This is a genomic window from Aminobacter sp. NyZ550, assembly GCF_025628925.2.
Classification (GTDB): Bacteria; Pseudomonadota; Alphaproteobacteria; order Rhizobiales; family Rhizobiaceae; genus Aminobacter; species Aminobacter ciceronei.
Genome location: NZ_CP114190.1, coordinates 1,082,142 through 1,104,253 on the forward strand (window position 1 = coordinate 1,082,142; position 22,112 = coordinate 1,104,253).

Here is a 22,112-nt window from a genome sequence, read left to right on the forward strand (position 1 = left end):
CCACGGTTTATCGGTTGCAACAGACGGAGGAGAAATAGCAATGTCATACCCTTGGAAGCATCGCGTCCGGATGGCCATCGGTGCAGCGGCAGCGAGCCTGACTCTGCTCGGTGGTGCCGCCTACAGCCCGGCTGGCGCCACGGAGGCCGGGTTCAAGCCGGACGCCCCGCTGGCCAAGCTTGTGCCTGAGAAGTATCGCGAAAAGGGCGTGTTGGTGATTGCCACCCAGCCCGACTTCGAGCCCGCGAACTTCACTCCGATCGGCGAGTCCGCCATCAAGGGCTACAATGTCGACCTCATGGAGGCGATGGCAGCAAAGCTCGGCCTGCCGGTCCAGTGGGACAAGGTGCCCTTCGACCAGATCCTTATCGGCATGCAGAGCAAGAAGTTCGATGCAGCGATCGCGGGCATGACCGACCGCAAGAACCGCCAGGAAAAGGTCGACTTCATCGACTACCAGCTGGCCGGCTCGGTGTTCATGATCGCCAAGGGCAATCCGAAGGGGATAACGGGTGCGGTAAACGGCGGCTGCGGCATCACGATCGGTGACGTCAAGGGCAGCGACGCGCAGCGTCTGGTCGACCTGATGGCCGCGGCATGCACTGCCGAAGGCAAGGAACCGACGAAGCTCGTCTCCTACCCCAACAGCAGCGACAAGAACCTTGCCCTCACCTCCGGCCGCATCGATGCGATGATCTGGCCTGACCTGGCCGTGTCCGTCTTGATGCGCGAGACCGGCGATGTGCTCGACTCCCTGCCGATCGAGTTCGAGCCGAAGGTCTATCTCGGGATGACCTTCAACAAGGAGGAGAGCGCGCTGCGTGACGGCTTCGTCGCGGCACTCAAGGCCATCCATGAAGACGGCACCTATGACAAGATCCTTGCCGACTGGAAGGTCGAAGTCATCAAACTCGAAGACTACGGGGTCAATCTGGCGAAGGACTGACTCTCATGTCGCACCTCAATTTCGAGGGCTCTGAGCAAAGCGAAGTCAGCCCGGTCGTCGCGCACTATGTGCGGCGGCCGGGCGAAGAGCCCGCAACGCAATCTGCGCCTGTGCGCGCCAAGCAACGCATGAAATACGGGCAGATCGTCTCCGCCCTGATTGTCGCGGCACTGCTGTCGATGTTCACGGTTTCCCAGGCCGGCAATCCGAACATGGAGTGGGGCGTGGCTGCTCAATTCATGTTCCATCCGGTCATTCTCGGCGGCGTCGGGGTGACGATCCAGCTGTCCGTGCTCGCGATGCTGATCTCCATCGTGCTCGCCTTTGTCATCGCCTTGATGATGCAGAGCCAGAACAAGGTCGCGAGCGTCATCGGGCGTGGGTATGTCTGGTTCTTCCGCGGCGTTCCGATGCTGGTGCAGGTGCTGCTCTGGTACAATCTCGCGGTGCTGTTCCCGACGATCTTCGGGTACAGCACGAACAGCCTCATCTCAGGATTTTCCGCCGGTCTGATCGCGCTGTCGCTGGCCGAGTCCGGCTACATGGCTGAGGTGATCCGCGGCGGCATGCTGTCGGTGCCGGCCGGACAGATCGATGCGGGAATGAGCCTCGGACTGACCCGCGGCGAGGCGCTTCGCAAGATCGTCCTGCCGCAGAGCATTCGCGTGATCATCCCGCCGACGGGCAACCAGTTCATCGGCATGCTCAAGGCGACGTCGCTGGTCTCCGTCATCGGCGGCAGCGACCTGCTCACCAGGGCACAACTAGTCTATGGCCAGAACTTCAAGATCCTGCCGCTGCTGATCGTCGCGGTGCTCTGGTACCTGCTCCTGGTCACCGTCGCCAGCATCGGCCAGCACTTCCTGGAAAAGCACTTCAATGTGAGCCAGCCGGGGTCGCGCCAGGCGCGCCGGAAGAAGCAACGTCCGACGACCACAAATGTGACCGTCGCCGTGAGCGGAGGGACGGCGTGATGGGTGCGACAAACACGATGCTCAAGGTCGAGGGCGTCAACAAGTGGCTCGGCGAAAACCATGTCCTGCGGGGCGTCGACATCCAGGTCCGCAAGGGCGAGATCGTCTGCGTCCTGGGGCCATCCGGCTCGGGCAAGAGCACGCTGCTGCGCTGCATCAACCACCTTGACCCTGTCGATGGTGGTCTGATCGAGGTGGCGGGCGAACGCATCGGCTACGAGCTTCGCGGCGGCGTGCTCTACGAACAGCATGAGCGCGCCGTCGCCAAGGCGCGCCAGCATATCGGCATGGTGTTCCAGCACTTCAATCTCTTCGGCAACATGACCGCCCTGGAGAATGTCGTCTACGGCCCGGTGCAGATCCTGAAGCGCCCGCGCAAGGAGAGCATCGACAAGGCCGAGAAGCTGCTTGCGCTTGTCGGGATGTCCGAGCGGGCCGATGCCTATCCGAGCCAGCTGTCGGGTGGCCAGCAGCAGCGCGTGGCCATCGCCCGGGCGCTGGCGATGGAACCGCGTCTGATGATGTTCGATGAACCGACCAGCGCACTCGACCCCGAGCTTGTAGGCGAGGTGCTCACCACCATGCGAAAGGTGGCCGAAGAAGGCATGACGATGCTGGTCGTCACGCACGAGATCGGCTTCGCCCGCGAGGTTGCCGACCGGGTGGTGTTCATGGACCAGGGCCGCGTTCTCGAGGACGGGCCGGCGCGCGATGTGCTCGACAACCCAAGGCATGAACGGACCGCGGCATTCCTGCGTCGCGTCCGCTGAGTTTCGGTCCGACCGCGACCGTATGACGACAATTCAAGGACCAACATGATGAAAGACAAGAGTTACGCGCTGTCCAACGTGCGCCCGTGGGGCGCCGAGCCGGTGGACATCCTGATCGAGGGTGACCGGATTGCCGGCATACGCCCGGCCTCGAAGGCGGAAGCCGGCGACGTCGACGGCAACGGCCTGCTTGCCATGCCTGGCTTCGTCAACACCCATGCTCATGTCGACAAGAGCTGGTGGGGCAAGCCCTGGGTCGGCTACACCTACTCCGACCGCCCGACCGTCGAAGGCTGGATCGCCAACGAGCGCGCCCAGCGCGACAAGTATGGCGTTCCGAATGCTGCGTCCTCGGCCGCCGTGCTGCGCCAGTTCGTGCGCAACGGCACGACGGCAACTCGCACGCATGTCGACGTCGACCTGGGCGTCGGGTTGCGTGGGCTGGAGTGCGTCGAGGCGGCAAAGGCCGAGCTCGGCGATGCCATCCAGGTCGAGACCGTCGCTTTCCCGCAGGACGGCGTGCTGCGCCGCCCCGGCGTGATGCAGCTGCTCGACGAGGCGGCAAAGGCGGGCGCGGACAATATTGGCGGCCTCGACCCTGGTACCATCGACGGCAATGTCGAGGCTGTGCTGGACGGGCTCTTCGACATCGCCGTGAAGCGCAACGTCGGGCTCGACTTCCACCTGCACGAGTTCGGCTCGCTCGGCGTCTACGAGTTTCGTCAGGTCATGCGTCGCACGATCGATGCCGGCCTGCAGGGTCGCGTCACCATCTCGCACGGCTTCGTGCTCGGCACGCTGCCCCAGAACGTCCAGGAGGAGATCGTCGAGAAGCTCGCGGAAGCGGGTGTTTCATGGACGACGGTTGCCATGGGCGGTACGGCGCCGCTTCCCTGGCAGCAGATGCGGCAACGTTCCGTGCCTCTCGGGCTAGGCACCGACGGCACCCGCGATTTGTGGTCGCCCTTCGGCGATGGCGACATGCTGCGCGTCGCGCATCAGTTCGCACGGTTGAGCGGTCTGCGCCATGACGACAAACTCCTTGCTGCCGTGGAACTGGCAACCAAGGGCGGCGCGCATTTTGTCGGACGCGACGTGCATGACCTGGTCGCGGGTTCGCGCGCCGATATCGTGCTGGTCGATGCCGAAAACGTCTCCGATGCGCTGATCCGTTGCCCCCCGCGCAAGCTGGTCATTTCGGGCGGACGCATCGTCGCCCGCGACGGCGACGTGCTGGTCTGAGCCCCTCGCACTCCGAAATGACCAGAACAGGCCGCGTCAGCTTCCCCAGAGGGCTGCGCGGCCTCGGCTCGTGAAAGTCCGGCAAGTCGGCAATGCCTTCTCGATGTAGGGGCATTGACACTGCCGGTACTTCGCGAATTACCTGCGCGAGCTGAACTTCTTTCGCCAGAGCTGGCACTGCCACGCCAAACAGGGAGCGAGCATCGTGCTTGAGCTACAGGCTGACATCATCCGGACCCTTGGCGTGGCTTCGGTCTTCGACGCCGATGCGGAGACTGAACGGCGCATCACGTTTCTGGCTGACTATCTCAGGGCATCCGCGATGCGCGCCTATGTCCTCGGGATCAGCGGCGGTGTCGACTCCCTGACTGCTGCGATGCTGGCGCAAGCCGCCGTCCGGCGCCTGCGCGACCACGGTCATGAGGCGCAATTCATCGCCGTTCGCCTGCCCTATGGCATCCAGGCTGATGAGGCCGATGCCCAGACTGCGCTCGATGCGATCGGCCCGGACCGCACGGTGACGATCAACATCAAGCCGGCGGCGGACGCCATGTTGGCGGACGTCCGTCGTGATTCAGGTGACCTCTTCGAGCCGGCCCGGCTGGACTTTCACCTGGGCAACATCAAGGCTCGCCAGCGCATGATTGCGCAATATGCACTGGCGGGTGCCGTGCGCGGCCTGGTGATCGGGACCGACCATGCGGCAGAGGCGCTGATGGGGTTCTTCACCAAGTTCGGCGACGGTGCTGCCGATATCACGCCACTTCAAGGTCTCACGAAGCGGCGCGTTCGGGCGATCGCCGCGCATCTTGGCGCACCGCAGACACTGATCGAAAAGGTGCCTACTGCAGACCTCGAAAACGATGCGCCGCTGCGGCCCGACGAAGAGGTGTATGGCGTGACATACGACAACATCGACGACTTTTTGGAAGGCAAATCGATTGCCGAACCGGCCCGCCACCGGATCCTCGCGATGCATCTGGCGACAGCGCACAAACGTGCCTTGCCGGTCGCGCCGGAATAAGCGCTTGCCGACCCCATTCTTTGTTGAATGCGCTGTTGGTGGTGCTTGTGGCTAGCGGCCAAAAGCATGCTGCAGATCCATCCTCCGAACCGTGCTTCCGGGCGTCACCGGAAGGCAATGCGCTGTCAAACTAGGCAGCCGCAGAGGGACTGGATCGATATGGTTCGATCGGCTCCATGACCTCGCCGTAACGGCTGGGATCGAAACGGAAATAGACGCGCGCGCTTGCGGTTACGAGCATGGCGTGCATGACCCAGCCGGTCGCGAAACTCCCAGTAAAACCATGCATCAGTGCCATGGCGTAAGGTCCCAGCGCCGCGATCAGGAACCCGCCCCCTTGCATGGCCGCGGCAAGTGCGCCCGCCTGATCTGGGCGGGGCAGATGGTCGAGGGCGGTTACCATGGCGAGCGCGAAGCTGCCGCCGAGGCCCACGCCACAGAGTGCGACCCATAACCAGGCGCAGGGTGCTGGAACACATGCCAGGCCCAGGAAGCCTATGATCTGGACGGCGGCCGTAAACAAGAGCCAGGGTCGCCGATCGTTTGCGCCGCGGGCCAGGAAAGGCAGGCCGAAGGCCGAGACCGCCTGGCACAGTGCCATGATGGCTACCAGGTTGCTGCTTTGCGAATTCGTCCAGCCCTGGGCCTGGTAGTAGGGTGCAAGCCAGGCCACCATCGACGAGTAGCCGCTGTTGACCAGCCCGAACGCCGCGATCAGTGCCCAGGTGCGCGGGCGCAGCAGAAGCAGCCTTGTCATCGGCCTGGCAGGTCCCGTCGCTTTCGCATTGGCGAGGACGCGGCAGGCGGCCAGCAACGCCACGAAAACGGGCGCCGCCAGCCAGGCGAGAGCCGCCCGCCAGCTGTATCCTGCATTTGCCAACGCAGGCATCAGCCGCGCGCCAACCGCGCCGCCGGCCATGATCATGGCCGAATACAGTCCGGTGACCGTCGGTACGCTTGCAGGGAAGCGAGCTTTGATGATCCCGGGAAACACGGCCTGGACGAAGGCGACGCCCGCACCGCACAGAATGGCCGTCAGGATCATCGTAGCGTCATTGAAGGCGACGAACCGCAGCAAGGACCCCGCCATCAGCAAGGCGAGTGCTGCCAGCAACCCTTGCCGTGTTCCGACCATGGCCTGAATGGCCGGCGCGACAAAGGCACCGATGCCCATGAGCGCCATCGGCAGCAAAGTGAGCAACGAGATGCCGGCATATCCCATGCCCGTGTCTTCGACGATGGACGGGAGCAGGGTGGCTGGTGCGGTGATGAAGGGTCGTAGATTGACGCCGATCATTACGACGAGGGCGAGCATCGTCCATCGTTGGTTTGTCCACGCAGTCTTGGTCTTGTCCATTTGCGTGGGCTATCCCTCGGCAGCCGAACGTGCCGTCCTGGAGCGGTAGAGGTCGTCGGCGTGTTGATCAGCATCTCGACGATCCTGGCATGCCGTTCGCTGCCACAGGATGATCGCCACATAGGCTGACGGTTAGCCGTTGTGCGCCGCATGCGCCAATTAGATGTTTTCATGGCCAACATGCGCACTCCCAATGGCAGGCATGACCACGCCGCACGACTGGAGCGGGACCATGGGGCGAGGAGATCGAACTTACGGGAAAATCCGCTGTGGTGTGCGGTTCGTTGCGAACGGGTCTCACTCGATGATCTCGCGGCCAGCGCCAAGTTCTCGTCGATTTTCCACGGCGAATTGTTGAGGCTATGCAGAAGTTTACGTTGTATTTGCTTACCAATATGAACAGGGATTTCGGGAACTTCGAAACCTGTGCAGGGGGCTGATGAGTCTGCGGCGGCGCTGCCTCCCGTAGCCGGTGACGGTTGACTTTGGCACCGAGGAGGAAGTCTCGTATGGCTTGTCCGACGCTGCTCGCCGGCGGCCGGGCACCGAGCACTCCTGCCGCCGCCACTGAGAAAGCAGCCTCTGCGGAGCCCGTACGGTATGGCCTAGCGCCGACACACTTTCTGAAGGTTTGTGACGGCCGATGGACCCACCGGCCGTCGGGGGGGCAGTTAGGCAAGCGGATGATGGATCGCGAAGTTCTTGACCTGCTGGTAGGCGCTAAGCGCCTCGAGACCCTTTTCACGGCCGAAGCCCGACAGCTTGAAGCCGCCAAAGGGAAATTCGACATCCAGGCCGACGCCGAAGGCGTTGATCCACACCTGGCCGACACGCAGCTTCTCGCCGACGCCGAGGGCCTTGTTGATGTTGGTGGTGTGGATGCCGGCGACAAGACCAAAGGGCGAGTCATTGGCACCGGCAACGGCTTCTTCAGCGGTGTCGAACGGAATGACGGTCAGGATCGGCCCGAAGATTTCCTCACGTGCGATCTGGGTGCTGTTGTTGGCTCCTATAACCAGGCCCGGCCTGACGAAGGCGCCCTCGGCGAGTGAAGCCGATTTCGGCAGGTCGGCGCCGAGCAGCAGTTCGCCGTCCTTGCGGGCGATGTCATAATAGCGCTCGACATCGCTCTTGTGCGCCCTGCTTATCAGCGGCCCCATGTCCGGATCGTCGACGCCGGCGCCGAGCGTCATCGCGCTGATGCGGGCATGCAGCTTGTCGACGACGCGGTCGTGGATCGAGCGCTCGACGAACAGCCGGGTTCCGGCGTTGCAGACCTGGCCGCAATGGGTAAGGAAGCCGCCGGCGACGATCGGCAGCGACTTGTCGAGATCGGCGTCGGCAAACAGGATCTGCGGTGACTTGCCGCCGAGTTCCATGTTGCAGGGGATGGCGTGCGAGGCGGCCGCGACCAGTACGCGCTCGCCGGTCGGCACGGAGCCGGTGAAGGTAATCTGGTCGACCCCTTTGTGGCGGGCGAGCAGGTCGCCGGCAACGGAACCGCGGCCGTTGACCAGATTGACCAGGCCCTCGGGCAGGCCGGCCTCCTGGCATATCTTCATGAACTCATAGGCCGTGACGGGCGTGTCGGCCGACGGCTTGATGATGACGGCACAGCCGGCGGCAAGCGCCGGCGCAACCCCGCGGGCGATGAGTTGGAAGGGGTAGTTCCACGGAATGATGTGGAGGCTGACGCCGATCGCCTCCTTGACTGTCCAGTCCGACCAGTCGGGCCCAAGCGGGATCGAGCTGCCATGCAGCTTGTCGGCGGCACCTCCATAGAATTCGAAGAAGCGGGCCGAGCAGTCGACCTCCCAATAGGAGTCGCGCAGGGGCTTGCCGCTGTCGATGCTTTCCTTGCGGGCGATCTCGTCGCGCCGCTGCAGCATCAACTCGCCGATGCGGTGCAGGATGCGACCACGCTCGAACGGACGCATGCGCCGCCAGGGTCCATTGTCGAATGCCGCGCGCGCCGCGGCGACTGCCATGTCGACTTCAACTGCTCCGGCACGTGCGAACTCGGCGACCAGCACGCCCGTTGCCGGGTCGAAAGACTGGCCGACGCCGTCGGAGCCTTCGTTGAGAACCTTATTGCCGACGACGATTGGAATGAAGGCGCGGTCAGTCACGTGAATCTCCATGGGTTGGGCATTCTGCTTGCTGCCGGATTGGCAACTTTTCCATCGTCGTTGTATGCAAAATAAAAAAGATTGTCTACAGTAATTGACAACGTGTTTACACGCTGGTAGCCAGAATTCATCGAAAGACGGGAGTGAGGGGCCAAATGGAGCTTGGTTTGAAAGGTAAGCGCGCGCTGGTTACAGCCGCTTCCCGCGGGCTTGGCAGAGCCTCTGCCCTGGCGCTGGCCGCCGAGGGTGCGTGGGTTGCCGTCGCGGGACGCAACACCGAAGCGATGCAGGATCTTGTGCGCGAACTGCTTGATGCGGGTGCAGCCGATGCAATTGCGGTCAAGATGGACCTGACGGACCGTACGACGCTCAAGCCGGCGGTCGACGAGGTGGTGGCCAATTTCGGTGGCCTCGACATTTTTGTCGGCAATACCGGCGGTCCTGCTGCCGGACCATTCCTCAGCGTTTCACGCGATGGATGGGAGCAGGCGCTGAACGAGAGCCTTCTGCCGCTTGTCGAGCTCTCTCACGCGGTGCTGCCGCACATGCAGGCCGGCGGCTGGGGCCGCATCATCTTCATTACGACGGTCGGCGTGAAGGTGGTCCAGCCCAACATGGTTCTGTCGGACTCGGTGCGCCTGGCTGTGGTCGGCCTGGCCAAGTCGCTGTCCATCGAGTTCGCCCATGAAGGCATCATGGTGAACTGCCTCTGTCCGGGGCCGTTTGCCACCGACCGCATGGAGTATCTGATCCAGTCGAGCATGGATCGAGACGGTCTGGACCGTAAGGCGGCGGAAGCGCTGTGGCTTGAAGAAGTGCCGGTCGGCAAGTTCGGCGACCCCAATGATTTCGGCGCGATTGTCGCCACGCTCGCCTCCGAGCGGGCCGGTTTCATTACCGGCACGGCCATCGCCCTCGACGGAGGAAAATCTCGTGCTTACTAAGAACCAGTCCGCCAAGAGCGCAACCATGGACGGCGGTGCAGCCGTCGTCGCCTGGCTCAAGGCCGTCGGCGTGCAGAACATCTTTTCCGTTTCGGGCGGGCCGATCAATTCGGTTTATCGTGCCTGTGCGCATCAGGGGCTTCCGCTCATCCATGCCCGCCACGAGGCCGCAGCCTGCTTTATGGCCGAGGCCCAGTCGCGGGTCACCGGCAAGGCCGGTGCTGCGGTCGTCACGCTCGGACCCGGCGTTACCAATGCGGTTACGCCAGGGCTCGTCGCCATGCTCGCCGGCACGCCGGTCATCATCGTCGGAGCCCAGGCCGGTACCAAGTCGGCCGAACGTGGCGCCGGAATGGCCTATGATGTCCTGCCGATCATGAAGGGGGTCACCAAATGGGCTGCGCGCTGCACCGATCCGAACCGGCTGCAGGAATATCTCGACATTGCCTGGCGCAAGATGTGGGCCGGTCGGCCCGGTCCTGTGTTCCTCGAGGTGCCGACAGACATTCTGTCGACTCCGCTGAGCACCGAGGTGGCGAGCGCCTGTCCGCCGATGCCCGGCATTGCCGGCGTGCCCGCACGTGATGCCGACGCAGCGCGCACCCTGCTGGCGCAGGCCAAGAGACCGCTGCTTGTCCTTGGCGATGAATTGTTCTGGGACCGCACCGATCGGATCACGGAAGTGGTCGAAAAGCACGGCCTCGCATTCGCCACGATGCGGCTTGCACGCGGCATCGTCGATGAGCGGCACCCCAGGTGGATGGGACCTGCCTACGCGCCTTGCAATGCAACGGTGCGAAGGGCGATGAAGGAAGCCGACTGCATTTTGCTGCTCGGCCATCATTTCGAATTCGATCTCGAATTCGGCGACACGGTTGGCCAGGACGCCCGCATCATTCAGGTCTGTTCCGACCAGGAACTGCTGCATCGCAACAAGCAGGCCGATATCGCCATTGCCGCATCGCCTGCAGCCTTTCTCGACGTCGTTGCCGAGATGTCACCTTTGCAGATCGATCGGCTCTGGAACGACGGCCTGGTCACGGCCTGGCAGAGCGAGCGCGAAAGCCAGTTGGGCGAGGGCGATGCCACAGGCATTCACCCGGTCGCTGCGATAGATGCGGTAAGTGCTGCTGCGCCCGACAATGCGATCTTCGTCACCTCGCATGGCAATATCGACTTCTGGGCGGATGCGCGGCTGCGTGTTCCGGCAGTGGGCCGTTATCTCCGCGCCGGCCAGTCCGGAGCCCTTGGGGCCGAGGTTCCCTATGGCGCGGGCGCGTGCTTTGCCGATCCGGATGCGCCGGTAATCGTGTTCGTCGGCGATGGTGGCGTTGGATTCCACATTTCGGAACTCGATACCGCCGAACGCTACGGTCGGGCATTCATCATTGTCGTGCTCGACGATGAGATGTGGGGGGCGATCGCCCTGCCACAGGAACAGAGCTTCGGTGAAACCTACGAGATGAACCTGCCGCGTCGCGACTGGGCAAAGGTTGCCGTGGGACTGGGCGGGCGAGGCTATTTTGCCCGCGATGCCGATGCCATCCAGAAGGCCCTTGCCGACGCCATTGCCAGCGGCAAGCCGGCGCTGATCCAGGTGCCGGTGCGCAGCGTCATCAGCCCTTACATGGCCTACATCTCGTAGCCGTTGTTCACGAAGATATCTGGAGAGACAGCATGAACATATGGAAGAACTCTGCGGCCACGGGCATCACCCCGCCCAATCACTTTGGTGGCCTCAATGTGCTCGACATCGTGCCCTTCAAAGGCAACAATTTCTGCATCCAGCTTTCGAAAGCTCCGAAGGGTGGCGGCGGCGATCTTCATCATCACGACGACTGGGCGCAGGCGTTCTACATGGTGAAGGGCGAGATGACCTTCGACACGGGCAAGGAACGTTTCACGCTCAAGCCGGGCGAGTCCGTCCTGTTCGAGCCGGGCGACCCGCACTACACGGTCAATGAGGCGGATGAGCAGGCGGAATACCTGGTCATCACAATTCAGCAGTAAGCCTGAGCGGGATCGGTGGCGGAAAGCTTGCATCGCGTCCGCCAAGGATGCATCTAACGTCAGATGCGGCAGGTCTGGGAGTAAACGGTGAGCGAAGTCATGGATGACGAGAGGGAAACCAGGCTGTCTGCGGATAACCTGATCCGCCTTCTTGAAGATGACATTCTCAACAGCGTGCTGAAGCCGGGCGACCGGCTGGACGAGCAGTCGCTTGCACGCCGCTTTGAGGTTTCGCGCACCCCGGTGCGGGAAGCGCTTCGACATCTCGCCTCAAGCGGCCTCGTCGACATCCGCAAGAACCAGGGTGCGACGGTCAAGCGGCTTACCACCGCCGAGCTGATCGAGATGTTCCAGATCATGGCGGAGTATGAGGGGCTTTCGGCCCGTCTTTCCGCCCGCCGGATGACGCGCGACGAGCTCACCGAAATGCGCAAATGGCACGACGAGTGCGCAGCGAGAGCCGAAAAGGAAGACCACGATGGCTTCTATGAAGCCAACAACCTCTTCCATGACACGATCTTCCGCGGTTCGCGCAACGTCTTCCTGCAGGTCGAGAGCCGCAAGCTGCGCAACCGGCTCAATGTCTATCGGCGTCACATCACGACGCCGCGCAAGATGGCGAAGTCCGTCATCGAGCATCGGGGTATCGTCGATGCGATCGTGGCGGGCGACGAAGAACTGGCACACAGCCTGATGCGCCAGCACGTCGATCTGCTGGCAGGCGCGGCTGCCGATGTGCTGCTCGCACTTGAGACCGAAAATCTAGAATAGACCCGGCCAAACCGGTTGGACGACGACGTCGCTTGCGGCGCGCGGAGACGCGCGCGCTGGCTCCTGGAGAGCATTGCCCAAAGGTCCGGCGCCAGATGTGCCCGGCAGAGCAAATGAGGTTCGCAATGAAGTTAGTCGAGAATCGCTCCGCCAAGCGGAACATGCCCCTCAGCGCAACGGAAGCTGCGATTGCTGGCGTTGGCGCTCCCGCGATCGTCCGTGAATTTCTTCCCGCCTTTCCCATCTATGCGCCGACACCGCTGGAGAGCCTTCCTGGTCTCGCTGCGACCCTGGGCATCGCATCTGTCGATCTCAAGGACGAAGGCCACCGCTATGGCCTGTACAGCTTCAAGGCGCTCGGCGGCGCCTATGCCGTCGCCCGCCTGGTTCGTGACCATGCAGCGCGGGTTCTCGGTCGTGATGTCGAACCGGCCGAGTTGCTCTCCGAAGCGGTCAAGCAGGTCGCAGCCGACCTCACCGTGTGTTGCGCCACCGATGGCAACCATGGCCGCTCCGTTGCGGCCGGCGCCCAGATGTTCGGCTGCCGGTGCGTAATCTTCCTGCACAGCGGGGTTTCCGTCGGGCGCGAAAAGGCCATTGCAGGCTTTGGAGCCGAGATCCGGCGGACCGATGGCAATTATGACCAGTCCGTCGCAGAAGCGAGCGAAACGGCGAACCGCGAAGGCTGGACGACGGTCTCCGATTTTGCCTGGGAGGGCTACACCGAAATCCCCGGCATGGTCATGCAGGGTTACACCTTGATGCTGGGCGAGATCTCCGCCCAGGCAAGGCAGCCTTACACGCACGTCTTCATTCAGGGGGGCGTCGGTGGTCTTGCAGCGGTCGTTGCCGGATATTTTCTGGACCGGGACGGGGCGTCGCGCCCGAAACTCATCGTCGTCGAGCCCGACAAGGCGGCCTGCCTGCAGATGAGTGCCGCCGCCGGCAAGCGGATGTCGATCGAAGCCGGTGACGCCACCGTGATGGCGATGCTCGAATGTTATGAGCCGTCGCTGACAGCCTGGGAAATTCTCGAAAAGAGTGCCGACTATTACCTCGATGTCGGTGATGGCGCGGCCGTCGATGCGTTGAGAAAGCTTGCCCGTCCCGTCGCCAACGACCCAGCGCTACGCATTGGCGAATCCGGCGTTGCAGGCCTTGCAGGACTGATCGCCGCTGCTGGCGACCCATCGATGCGTGCCACGCTCGGTCTCGACGCCGGCTCGCATATCCTTTTGATCGGCACCGAAGGTGCAACAGATCCGGAGCTCTATGAAGCGCTTCTGCATGGGGCGGCGACACCGGCATTTCACGCCCATGCTGCGGCCTTGTGAGGGACGTCGATGAGCGATCTGTTTGCAACTGATGTTGTTGACGCCGATGTGCGCGGCCGGGCTGCTGCCCGTTTCAGGCAAGCTGGCGTCAAGCTGCCGAAACTATCCGAACTGGCGCGGCCGGAGACCATCGACCCGACGGCTCTCGCTGCACTGGCCGGTATCGAACCGGATGCCGCCGACCCGCTCAACCTCTTTCGCGTTCACTGGCACAATGGGCCTGACCGGAGCGGACAGACTGAAACACCGTGCCATATCATATTGCCTGAAGCACTGACGGGCGTGCGCGCCAGGATCGTCGTTGCGGTCGGCGATCGCTTTCCGATGATTGCGGCACACAAGGTGCTGGCGGCATATGGCTGTCTGGTGCCTCGGTTGGTCACCGGACAATTCGATCTCGACAACCAGCGCGCGGTGTGGCCATCGACAGGCAATTATTGCCGCGGCGGGGTTGCGATATCGACGATCCTTGGGGCGCGCAGTGTTGCCGTGCTGCCGGAAGGAATGAGCCCCGAGCGGTTCCGCTGGTTGGAAAAATGGACCGCCGACCCGCGCGACATCCTGCGTACGCCAGGCAGCGAAAGCAACCTCAAGGAAATCTACGACGCCTGCCACGAACTGGCAAAGGATGCGCGCAACGTCATCCTCAACCAGTTCAGCGAATATGGGAACTACATCGCGCACCGCGCGGTGACCGGACTGGCGCTGGAGCGGGTCTTCAACGCCGTCAATACAAACGGCAAGCTCAGGGCGCGGGCGTTCGTCGCCGCGTCCGGCTCCTCCGGTACGCTTGCAGCAGGTGACCATCTCAAGGAACGCCTGGGCTGTCAGATCGCTGCCGTGGAAGCCACCGAGTGCCCAACGCTGCTCAACAATGGCTATGGCGAGCACAACATCCAGGGCATCGGCGACAAACATGTGCCGCTGATCCACAATGTCTTCAATACGGACTATGTCATCGGGGTATCCGAGCGTTCTCCCGATAGCCTCAACCTGCTTTTCAACCATCCGGCAGGGCGTGCGTATCTGCGCAATCACAAAGGTCTGTCGGACGAGACGATCGGCAGCTTCACCCATCTTGGCCTGTCATCGATCGCCAACATCGTGGCGGCAATCAAGCTGGCCAGATATCTGGATCTTGGTCCCGAAGACGTCGTCCTGACGGTCGCCACCGATGGTGCTGCGATGTACGAATCCCAGCTCGGCAAGGTCCTGGATGCTTCGTTCGGAGGCGTGTTCGATGCGCTGTCGGCAGCGGAAGTGTTCGGCGAGCATTTGGCGGGCGTGCGGACCGATGCAATGCTCGAGCTGACGCGGCTTGATCGCGAGCGCATCTTCAATCTCGGCTACTACACCTGGGTGGAACAGCAGGGCGTGTCGCTCGAAGATTTTTCTCGCCGGCGAAAACAGTCTTTCTGGGACGGCCTGATGGCCATGGTTCCGGTGTGGGACGGGCTCATCGCTGAGTTCAACGCCGCAGCTGCCTGAGGCTGCGGTCGAAGCTGAGTGAAGCGGAAAAGGCCGGCGGATTGCTCCGCCGGCCTTTTTGTTGGCCTCTACTTTGGCAGGGCGGCGGCCTCAGGCGCCCCCGCGAAGATGCTGCGAGAGCTTCCATATCGCATTGGTGTTCAGCGGTGTCGAAGAGACGCCGACGTCCAGCGCATTGGCCACCGCATTGGCGATGGCCGCCGCAGGGCCAATCGCTCCGCCTTCTCCCAGGCCCTTGGCACCCAGCGGTGTCAGCGGGGTAGGGGTCTCGATATGATGAACCTCGATGTTGGGGATTTCAGGCGCCAGCGGCATCAGGTAGTCGGCAAAGCTGGTGGTCAGGGGCTGGCATTCGGCATCGTAAATGAAATGCTCGAACATGGCCGAGCCGATGCCCTGGACAACGCCGCCACGTACCTGGCCGTCAACCACCAGCGGGTTGAGGATGGTGCCGCAGTCCTCGACCACGACAAACCGCCGCAACTTCATCTTGCCGGTCGCGATGTCGATTTCGACAACGGCGGCATGCACCGCATTCGAATAGGTGCCGTCCCTGGGGCCATCCTGGCGTTGCTCGGCTTCAAGACCCGGCTGCAAGCCCTCGGGAAGCTGATCGACGTTGCGCAGCGCTGCCCGCGCGAGCTTGCGGATGGCAATGAAACGTTGTTCGGCATCGCGGACATAGGCATTGCCGTTTGACAGTTCGATCTCATCCGGCTTGGCCTGAAGCAGGTGGGCGGCGATGGCTTTCAGCTTGGCGGCGAGCTTGAGCGAGGCAAGATGGACGGCACCGCCACCCAGAGCCCCACCGCGGCTACCCCAGGTGCCTACGGAATAGGGCGTGGTCAACGTGTCGCCGTGGCGGACATAGACGTTCTCCGGGTTCACCCCGAGCGCATCGGCGGCAACCTGGGCCATCGTCGTTTCGAGACCCTGACCATGGTTTTGCAGTCCGAGGTCGATCGTGACCTCGCCGTCTGGCGACATCTCGACCCGGGCAGCGATATAGCCGGTCTCGATCGGCACGCGGCGCCGGGTGAAATCGGGCGTGCCATGCGCCGTCTGCTCGATGAAGCAGGCGATGCCGACGCCCACGCGCTTGGTGCTGGAACCGCGCGACGTCGCAGCTTCGGTCACGTCCTCGGCCAACAGCGCCTGCATCTGCTCGAGCGATTGCGCGTAGGAGCCTTCGTCGTAGCTGAAGCCAAGCACGTTCTTGTAGGGAAACTGCCGGATGATGTTTTTTAGCCGGAAGGCAAATGGGTCCATGCCCAGTTCCTTGGCGATGTCGTCCATCAGGCGCTCCTGGGAGAACACCGCCGAGGGGCGTGCGACGCCGCGATAGGTGCCGATCGCGCATTTGTTGGTCGCGACCGCGCGGAATGTCGCCTCGTAGGCCTGGAAGTCATAAGGGCCAGGCAGGACCTTGCCGACCATACCGGGTTCGCCCGCAGAGGTGAACGGAAAGGTCGAATAGGCGCCGTTGTCTACAGTGATATCCGCCTTGAGGCCGAGCAGCCGGCCATCGACCGAGACATATGCCTCAAGTGTGTGTTGATGGTCGCGGGCATGGATGCTTGCAATCAGGTGTTCGCGGCGGTCTTCGATCCATTTGACCGGACGTCCGGTCTTCATGGCGAGCCAGGCGACCAGGACCTCGTCGCCGAACACCTGGCCCTTGACCCCGAAGCCACCGCCAACATCGGGCGCGACGACACGGATACGAGATTCCGGCAGGTCCAGTTCCTCGGAGATGTAGGTGCGTACCAGGTGCGGCATCTGGGTTGACGACCAGACTGTGAGCACGCGGTCGGCATGGTCGTAGCTGGCGACGACGCCCCGGCATTCCATCGGCACGCCAGCCTGGCGCTGGGTGCTGTAGGTGCGCTTGATGATGTGGGCGGCCGCGGCCCTTGCCGCTTCGAGATCGCCGCCCTTCATCTGCCGTTGGACGATGATGTTGCCGGCCCAGCCGTCGAACAGCGGCGGAAGCGAGGGGTCTTGCGCCTGTGCCATGGTGCCTATGACGGGCAGGGTCTGGTAATCGACGAAGACGAGTTCGGCTGCATCCTCGGCCTTGTAGGCATCCTCGGCCAGGACCACGGCGACCGGTTCGCCGACGAAACGCACCTTGCGCTCAGCCAGCAGGGGCTGCTCGGAATACTGCATTTCGGGATAGTCCTGGTGCGCCTTCATCGACAGCCCGGCGGTATCCTTGCCGGTAAACACCCAGGTCGCATAGTCGAGATCGGCCAGCGCCGAGGTATCTATCTCGACGATGTTGGCATGTGCCGTGTCTGCGCGAACGAATGAGAGGTGGAGCATGTCGGGCAAGCGGATGTCGTCGACGTAGCGCGCCGAGCCGGACAGCAGGCGTGTATCCTCGAAGCGCTGGACGCGGGCGCCGATATGTTTGGGACGATCAGCCATCATTTCACATTCCTCCGCCAAGGCCCAGATTGACCGCCTTGCGGACGGCCGCGACGATGCCGTGATACCCGGTGCAGCGGCAGATGTTGCCGCTCATGGCTTCGCGGATCTCTTCATCGCCGGGCAGGCGCTTCTGCTCGACCATCTCTTCGACGAACGGCACCAGCGTCATGATGAACCCAGGGGTACAGTAGCCACATTGCAGGCCGTGCTCGCTGCGGAAAGCCTGCTGAAGCGCGTGTTCCGCTGTCGGCCCGCCAATGCTCTCGACGGTCCGGATCGCTGAGCCGTCGCACTGAGCGGCGAAGGTGAGGCACGAAAGCCGCGGTGTCCCGTCGAGATGCACTGTGCAGCAGCCGCAGGCACCGTGGGCACAGCCAATATGGACGCCTGACAGGCCGAATTCCTGGCGCAGGACATCCGCAAGCAGGCGTCTGGGTTCGACGCTCAGCGTCTTGGTTTTTCCGTTCACTTCCAGGGTTATGTCGATCATGATTTGTCCAGCGCTCTGGTGCAGGCCGCCTCGATGGCGCGGTGCGTGAGTTCGGCGATCAGGCCACGGCGATAGTCTGCTGAGGCAATGTGGTCGTCGACCGGGTCGATCGAGGCGGCGAAGATGCGACCAGCCTCGGCAGCGGGCGGATCTGCGAGGGACTTGCCGACGAGGAAGTCTTCCACGTCCGGCGCCCGCATGGGGAACAGGTCCGCGCCACAGCAGACCATGGCTGCCCGAACGACCTTGCCGCCGCCATGCTCCAGCGAGATTCCGATCGATGCCGTTGCGAAGTCGCCGCTGCGTTCGCCCAGTTCGATGAAACTGCCGGTCGATGACGCCGGCGGAATCGGAAACTCTACCGCTACCACCATTTCACCCGGTTCGAGCGCGGTCACATAGGCGCTCAGGAAGAACTCCTGTGCCTTGATGCGTCGCTCGCCCGTGACCGAGCGAGCGACGATATCGGCATCGTAGAGCACCGAGACGGCCGGCAGCTCGGCGGTTGGGTCGGCATGGGAAATGCTGCCACCGATCGAACCGTTTCGCCGGATCGTCGGATGGCCGATGTAGTGGACTGCGTCGAGAAAGGCGGGAAAGTGCCGCGCGATCCAGGGATCGTCGAAATAGGCAATGTGCCGGGTCAACGCGCCTATCCGCAGGACGGGCCCGACGATTTCGATCGCATCGAGCGGCAGGCGATTGATGTCGACAAGATGGCCAGGCCGCGCCAACCGGAAATTCATCATCGGCACAAGGCTTTGGCCACCGGCGATCGGCCGACCGTTCTCGCCGAATTCGCCCAGCAACTCGAGCGCGTGCTCGAGTGAGGTCGCGCGGTGATACTCGAATGACGCTGGCCTCATCAGTTCCCTCTTAACAAAGGGGGAGAATCCTGACGGAGTCTCCACCCGAACCCATCAATACGGTCTCGGCCGCCTGTCAGCAAACTAAGCGAGGCCTCAGTTGTATGCAATGAAAAAAAGATTGTAGACAACTATGAGGATTCCGCATTATGCTGAGTCATCGCCGACTGGGAGGAAACCTGTGGGCGGCGAAGGTCGACGAGTTCAGCGCAGCCAGCGTCGAGCGCGAGCTGCCAAGGGAGGGAACACAATGTCTGCAATGCGAAGCTATGCGCCGAACTGGGGGAGCGTAGCAGCCCTTGGTTTTGCGCTGCTCGGCGGAACCGCCGCGCACGCCAATGAAACTGTCACCTTGAAGATGGTCGGCGCTTGGGCACCAGAAGTGTCGCCTTACGCAGCCGTTGGCCACAAGTTCAAGGATCTCGTCAATGAGCTGTCCGGCGGCAAGATTGTCGTTCAATACATGGGGGCGGAAGATGTCCTGCCGCCTTTCGACCAGCCTGAAGCGCTCGTAAACGGCGTATTCGACATCTGGTATGGCGCACCCAATTATTGGGCTGGCATCGTTCCCGGCGGCTATGTCACCGAGCTGTCGAAATTCCAGGTGGCCGACAAGGGGCCCGGCAGCGACCTCTATGACTTCATGGTCAAGATGTACGGCAACCACGGCGTCCGCTATCTCGGCCACGCGGCCGGTGATCCCGGTGTTGGCTCGCACTTCTTGATTGCGCAGAAAGAGATCGCTGGGCTCGACGATCTTGCCGGCATGAAGCTGCGCGTGCCGCCGCTGACCCGCTACTTCGTTCAGTCGGCCAAAGCTGAATCCATCACGCTGCCGCCATCAGAGATCTTTCTTGCCATGGATCGGGGCACTGTCAACGGCTTCACATGGCCGATCGCCGACGGGTTCGCAAATTACGGTTGGCAGAGCGTCAGTAAGTATCTCATTGAGCAGCCCATGTATCGCAGTGGTGTCGGCCTCGACATGAACCTCGACAAGTGGAACAGCCTATCGCCCGAGAACCAGGAGGTTGTGCTTAAGGCCGTGGCTGGCACCCAGGAATGGACGCGCGGCTGGTTCGCCGAGAAGCAGACCGAGCAGCTCGCCAAGATGAAGGAAGGCGGCATGACGCAGCTCGAGCTTCCCGCCGACAAGAAGGAAGCCTGGACCCACCTGGCCCAGGAATCGCTTTGGACCTACCTCCAAGGTGTGATGCCTGCGGAGGAATTCGCTGAGGCGGAAAAGCTTCTGGAACGCCAGAAGTAACGCATAACACGCAGCTCCGCGACAATCCCGCGGAACTGCGTTCACCTTGCCTGCGGCGAATCAGTTCGCACGGCTGTGCTGGCCGGGCACCATTTCCAGGCGCTATCTTCAGGCGCCATCGTCTGGACCCGCTAACAAGCCCTCGTCTGCGACGAGGCGCCGGCAACCGAGCCGGTACGAGAAAGGCAATCAGGACAAGGTTATGGGCAAGCTTGAACGCTCACTCGATTTCATACTCAATCTGTTCGGCTTCATTGCCAGCGCGCTATTGGTCCTGATGATGCTCGCTACCGTTCTTAAGGTGGTGCTCAGGGCGTTGTTCAATCATGGCATCCTCGGCATCGACCAGATCAGCGGCACGATGATGGTTTACATCACCTTCCTTGGCGCAGCCTGGGTGCTGCGCCGAGATGGCCATGTTGCGGTCGACATCGTCACCAGCAATCTGCGCCCCACCACCCAGCGGGTCGTGATGTTCGTGAGTTCGCTGATCGGCAGTGCCGTGTGCTTCGTCATCACCTACTTCGCGACCAAGGCCGTCATACTGTCGCTGCAACGTGGCATCGTCGTCGCGGCCGAACTGGAGATCCCGCGTGCGGTCAATCTCATCGTCATTCCCATCGGCTGTTTCCTTCTCGGCGTCGAGTTCCTCAGGCGCGCTGCCCGCTTCTACCGAGGCGAAGCCGTGTTTTCCGATACCCCGCGTCTGGAGGCCTGATCGCCATGATTTGGTGGCAATTTCTTCTGCTGTTCTTTGCCGGTCTAGGCGTGCTGATGGTCATCGGCCTGCCGGTCGCAATCGCCTTCCTGCTCGTTAACCTTGCCGGCGTCTTCTACCTCTGGGGCGGCGTCTCGGGCTTCAACCAGCTTATATTGAGCATTGATAGCTCCATCTCTACTTTTGTGCTCGTGCCCGTTCCCATGTTCATCCTGATGGGCTCGATCATGTTCCATTCAGGCATTGCTCAGCGGATGATCGAGGTTCTCGACCAATGGCTCGGCTTCGTAGCGGGCCGCCTTTCGGTCTTGGCCATCGCCGCCGGGGCGCTGCTCGGCACGCTGACGGGCATGGCCATGGGCTCGGTGGCGATGCTTGGTTCGACACTGACGCCCGAGATGGAGCGACGTGGCTACGCCAAGTCGATGTCGATCGGTCCGATCCTGGCCAGCGGCGGGCTGGCGATCCTCATCCCGCCCAGCACGCTTGCTATCATCCTGGCAAGCCTCGGCGGCTTCTCCGTAGCCAAGATCCTGATCGGCATCATCGTGCCGGGCATCCTGCTCGCCGTCCTGTGCATCGGATACATCGTCATCAGGGCAACGCTGCAGCCGGAGGTCGCCCCGTCCTACCAGGTGACGCGCGTGCCGATCACCCAGCGTCTCAACGATGCAGCCCTCTACCTGGTGCCGCCAATCTGCATTGTCTTCATGATCATCGGCCTGATCTTCTTCGGAACCGCGACGCCGACGGAAGCGGCGGCAATCGGCACCTTCCTCACCTTTGTCCTGGCGATGATTTACAGGAAGCTGAACTGGCAGGTGCTTGTTAAGGGCGTCAGCTCGGCGATGCAGCTTTCGGTGATGATTCTGATCATCCTTACGGGCTCAGCCGCGTTCAGCCAGCTCCTGAGCTTCTCCGGTGCTACGAGCGCCATCACCAATCTTGCCGGCGACATGCCCGTGCATCCGCTGCTGTTGCTTATCATGATGCAACTGATCGTGATGTTCCTCGGCATGTTCATCGAGCAGACTTCGATCGTCCTGGTGACCATCCCGATCTTTCTGCCGATCGTCCATCAGATGGGATGGGACCCGATCTGGTTCGGCATCATCATGATGGTCAATCTGGAGATGGCGACGATCACCCCGCCCTTTGGCCTGTCGCTCTTCGTCATGAAGGGGATTGCGCCGCGAAACACGACAATGGGCGACATCTACCGGGCCGCAATTCCATTCATCATCATCAACATGATCCTGATGGGACTGATGATCGCGATGCCCGACCTCGTTCTCTGGCTCCCCAATCAGATGAAATGACCGCTTGCCGCGCGGCGCCTCTGCGGCGTG

Annotated in this window: 19 protein-coding genes; 14 read left to right on the forward strand and 5 right to left on the reverse strand. The window is 62.5% G+C overall.

What is annotated here, in order from left to right; all coding sequences use genetic code 11:
• Nucleotides 1-40: 40 nt before the first annotated feature.
• From N7E70_RS05345 to nadE, 5 genes are all read left to right on the forward strand, one after another.
• Complete coding sequence (locus N7E70_RS05345) at nucleotides 41-946, forward strand: transporter substrate-binding domain-containing protein (RefSeq protein WP_263005743.1); 906 nt, start codon at nucleotides 41-43, stop codon at nucleotides 944-946.
• A 5-nt stretch (nucleotides 947-951) separates the two neighbouring features.
• On the forward strand, nucleotides 952-1,920 hold the full coding sequence (locus N7E70_RS05350) for an amino acid ABC transporter permease (RefSeq protein WP_192313365.1): 969 nt from the start codon (nucleotides 952-954) through the stop codon (nucleotides 1,918-1,920).
• Complete coding sequence (locus N7E70_RS05355; RefSeq protein WP_371746464.1) at nucleotides 1,920-2,690, forward strand: amino acid ABC transporter ATP-binding protein; 771 nt, start codon at nucleotides 1,920-1,922, stop codon at nucleotides 2,688-2,690. The genes N7E70_RS05350 and N7E70_RS05355 overlap by 1 nt, the downstream gene beginning before the upstream one ends.
• 48 nt (nucleotides 2,691-2,738) lie before the next feature.
• Entirely contained in the window at nucleotides 2,739-3,932 is a 1,194-nt protein-coding gene (locus N7E70_RS05360) for an amidohydrolase (protein WP_263005744.1), read from the forward strand.
• Nucleotides 3,933-4,137: 205 nt separating this feature from the next.
• Nucleotides 4,138-4,956, forward strand: a complete 819-nt coding sequence (gene nadE / locus N7E70_RS05365) for an ammonia-dependent NAD(+) synthetase (protein WP_263005745.1) — start codon at nucleotides 4,138-4,140, stop codon at nucleotides 4,954-4,956.
• Nucleotides 4,957-5,086: 130 nt separating this feature from the next.
• Here nadE and N7E70_RS05370 read toward each other — a convergent pair whose 3' ends face one another.
• Together N7E70_RS05370 and N7E70_RS05375 are read right to left on the reverse strand one after the other, a co-directional pair.
• A complete protein-coding gene (locus N7E70_RS05370) occupies nucleotides 5,087-6,313 on the reverse strand; it encodes a cyanate transporter (protein WP_263005746.1) in 1,227 nt (408 codons plus the stop codon).
• A gap of 671 nt (nucleotides 6,314-6,984) precedes the next feature.
• The gene (locus N7E70_RS05375; protein WP_263005747.1) at nucleotides 6,985-8,442 is read right to left on the reverse strand and encodes an aldehyde dehydrogenase family protein; all 1,458 of its coding nucleotides are present in this window, start codon (nucleotides 8,440-8,442) and stop codon (nucleotides 6,985-6,987) included.
• A 167-nt stretch (nucleotides 8,443-8,609) separates the two neighbouring features.
• On the opposite strand from N7E70_RS05375, the gene N7E70_RS05380 reads away from it, so the two are divergent.
• The 6 genes from N7E70_RS05380 to N7E70_RS05405 all read left to right on the forward strand — a co-directional run bounded on the left by N7E70_RS05380 (nucleotide 8,610) and on the right by N7E70_RS05405 (nucleotide 14,989).
• On the forward strand, nucleotides 8,610-9,386 hold the full coding sequence (locus N7E70_RS05380) for an SDR family oxidoreductase (RefSeq protein WP_158282797.1): 777 nt from the start codon (nucleotides 8,610-8,612) through the stop codon (nucleotides 9,384-9,386).
• A complete protein-coding gene (locus tag N7E70_RS05385) occupies nucleotides 9,376-11,031 on the forward strand; it encodes a thiamine pyrophosphate-binding protein (protein WP_263005748.1) in 1,656 nt (551 codons plus the stop codon). Before N7E70_RS05380 ends, N7E70_RS05385 begins: the two co-directional genes overlap by 11 nt.
• Before the next feature lie 32 nt (nucleotides 11,032-11,063).
• On the forward strand, nucleotides 11,064-11,396 hold the full coding sequence (locus N7E70_RS05390; RefSeq protein ID WP_067956317.1) for a cupin domain-containing protein: 333 nt from the start codon (nucleotides 11,064-11,066) through the stop codon (nucleotides 11,394-11,396).
• A gap of 87 nt (nucleotides 11,397-11,483) precedes the next feature.
• Nucleotides 11,484-12,167 (forward strand): GntR family transcriptional regulator, encoded by a 684-nt coding sequence (locus N7E70_RS05395; RefSeq protein ID WP_208993679.1) that lies wholly within the window; start codon nucleotides 11,484-11,486, stop codon nucleotides 12,165-12,167.
• Nucleotides 12,168-12,292: 125 nt separating this feature from the next.
• On the forward strand, nucleotides 12,293-13,501 hold the full coding sequence (locus N7E70_RS05400; protein ID WP_263005749.1) for a diaminopropionate ammonia-lyase: 1,209 nt from the start codon (nucleotides 12,293-12,295) through the stop codon (nucleotides 13,499-13,501).
• A gap of 9 nt (nucleotides 13,502-13,510) precedes the next feature.
• Nucleotides 13,511-14,989 (forward strand): pyridoxal-phosphate dependent enzyme, encoded by a 1,479-nt coding sequence (locus N7E70_RS05405; RefSeq protein WP_263005750.1) that lies wholly within the window; start codon nucleotides 13,511-13,513, stop codon nucleotides 14,987-14,989.
• Nucleotides 14,990-15,079: 90 nt separating this feature from the next.
• On the opposite strand, the gene N7E70_RS05410 is transcribed toward N7E70_RS05405, so the two are convergent.
• From N7E70_RS05410 to N7E70_RS05420, 3 genes are read right to left on the reverse strand one after another with little or no spacing between them, the layout of a single operon-like run.
• Entirely contained in the window at nucleotides 15,080-17,422 is a 2,343-nt protein-coding gene (locus N7E70_RS05410; protein ID WP_263005751.1) for a xanthine dehydrogenase family protein molybdopterin-binding subunit, read from the reverse strand.
• Nucleotide 17,423: 1 nt separating this feature from the next.
• Nucleotides 17,424-17,912, reverse strand: coding sequence for a (2Fe-2S)-binding protein (locus N7E70_RS05415; RefSeq protein ID WP_067956321.1), 489 nt, complete (start codon nucleotides 17,910-17,912; stop codon nucleotides 17,424-17,426).
• Nucleotides 17,909-18,778 carry an FAD binding domain-containing protein gene (locus N7E70_RS05420; RefSeq protein ID WP_192313386.1) on the reverse strand — a complete coding sequence of 290 codons (870 nt, stop codon included), beginning with the start codon at nucleotides 18,776-18,778 and terminating at the stop codon, nucleotides 17,909-17,911. Before N7E70_RS05420 ends, N7E70_RS05415 begins: the two co-directional genes overlap by 4 nt.
• Nucleotides 18,779-18,959: 181 nt before the next feature.
• On the opposite strand from N7E70_RS05420, the gene dctP reads away from it, so the two are divergent.
• The 3 genes from dctP (at nucleotide 18,960) to N7E70_RS05435 (ending at nucleotide 22,082) form a co-directional block, all read left to right on the forward strand.
• Nucleotides 18,960-20,045: a TRAP transporter substrate-binding protein DctP gene (dctP, locus tag N7E70_RS05425; RefSeq protein ID WP_263005752.1), complete on the forward strand. Its 1,086-nt coding sequence runs from the start codon at nucleotides 18,960-18,962 to the stop codon at nucleotides 20,043-20,045.
• Between the two features lie 202 nt (nucleotides 20,046-20,247).
• A complete protein-coding gene (locus tag N7E70_RS05430; RefSeq protein WP_067956325.1) occupies nucleotides 20,248-20,763 on the forward strand; it encodes a TRAP transporter small permease in 516 nt (171 codons plus the stop codon).
• A gap of 5 nt (nucleotides 20,764-20,768) precedes the next feature.
• Entirely contained in the window at nucleotides 20,769-22,082 is a 1,314-nt protein-coding gene (locus tag N7E70_RS05435; protein WP_154387369.1) for a TRAP transporter large permease, read from the forward strand.
• Nucleotides 22,083-22,112: the final 30 nt, after the last annotated feature.

Coding starts and splice junctions, on each gene's coding strand:
- N7E70_RS05420 (WP_192313386.1), bottom strand. CDS start 18,778: ATGAGGCCAGCGTCATTCGAGTATCACCGCGCGACCTCACTCGAGCAC.
- N7E70_RS05405 (WP_263005750.1), top strand. CDS start 13,511: ATGAGCGATCTGTTTGCAACTGATGTTGTTGACGCCGATGTGCGCGGC.
- N7E70_RS05410 (WP_263005751.1), bottom strand. CDS start 17,422: ATGATGGCTGATCGTCCCAAACATATCGGCGCCCGCGTCCAGCGCTTC.
- N7E70_RS05370 (WP_263005746.1), bottom strand. CDS start 6,313: ATGGACAAGACCAAGACTGCGTGGACAAACCAACGATGGACGATGCTC.
- N7E70_RS05435 (WP_154387369.1), top strand. CDS start 20,769: ATGATTTGGTGGCAATTTCTTCTGCTGTTCTTTGCCGGTCTAGGCGTG.
- N7E70_RS05430 (WP_067956325.1), top strand. CDS start 20,248: ATGGGCAAGCTTGAACGCTCACTCGATTTCATACTCAATCTGTTCGGC.
- N7E70_RS05400 (WP_263005749.1), top strand. CDS start 12,293: ATGAAGTTAGTCGAGAATCGCTCCGCCAAGCGGAACATGCCCCTCAGC.
- N7E70_RS05355 (WP_371746464.1), top strand. CDS start 1,920: ATGGGTGCGACAAACACGATGCTCAAGGTCGAGGGCGTCAACAAGTGG.
- N7E70_RS05345 (WP_263005743.1), top strand. CDS start 41: ATGTCATACCCTTGGAAGCATCGCGTCCGGATGGCCATCGGTGCAGCG.
- N7E70_RS05360 (WP_263005744.1), top strand. CDS start 2,739: ATGAAAGACAAGAGTTACGCGCTGTCCAACGTGCGCCCGTGGGGCGCC.
- N7E70_RS05350 (WP_192313365.1), top strand. CDS start 952: ATGTCGCACCTCAATTTCGAGGGCTCTGAGCAAAGCGAAGTCAGCCCG.
- N7E70_RS05390 (WP_067956317.1), top strand. CDS start 11,064: ATGAACATATGGAAGAACTCTGCGGCCACGGGCATCACCCCGCCCAAT.
- N7E70_RS05415 (WP_067956321.1), bottom strand. CDS start 17,912: ATGATCGACATAACCCTGGAAGTGAACGGAAAAACCAAGACGCTGAGC.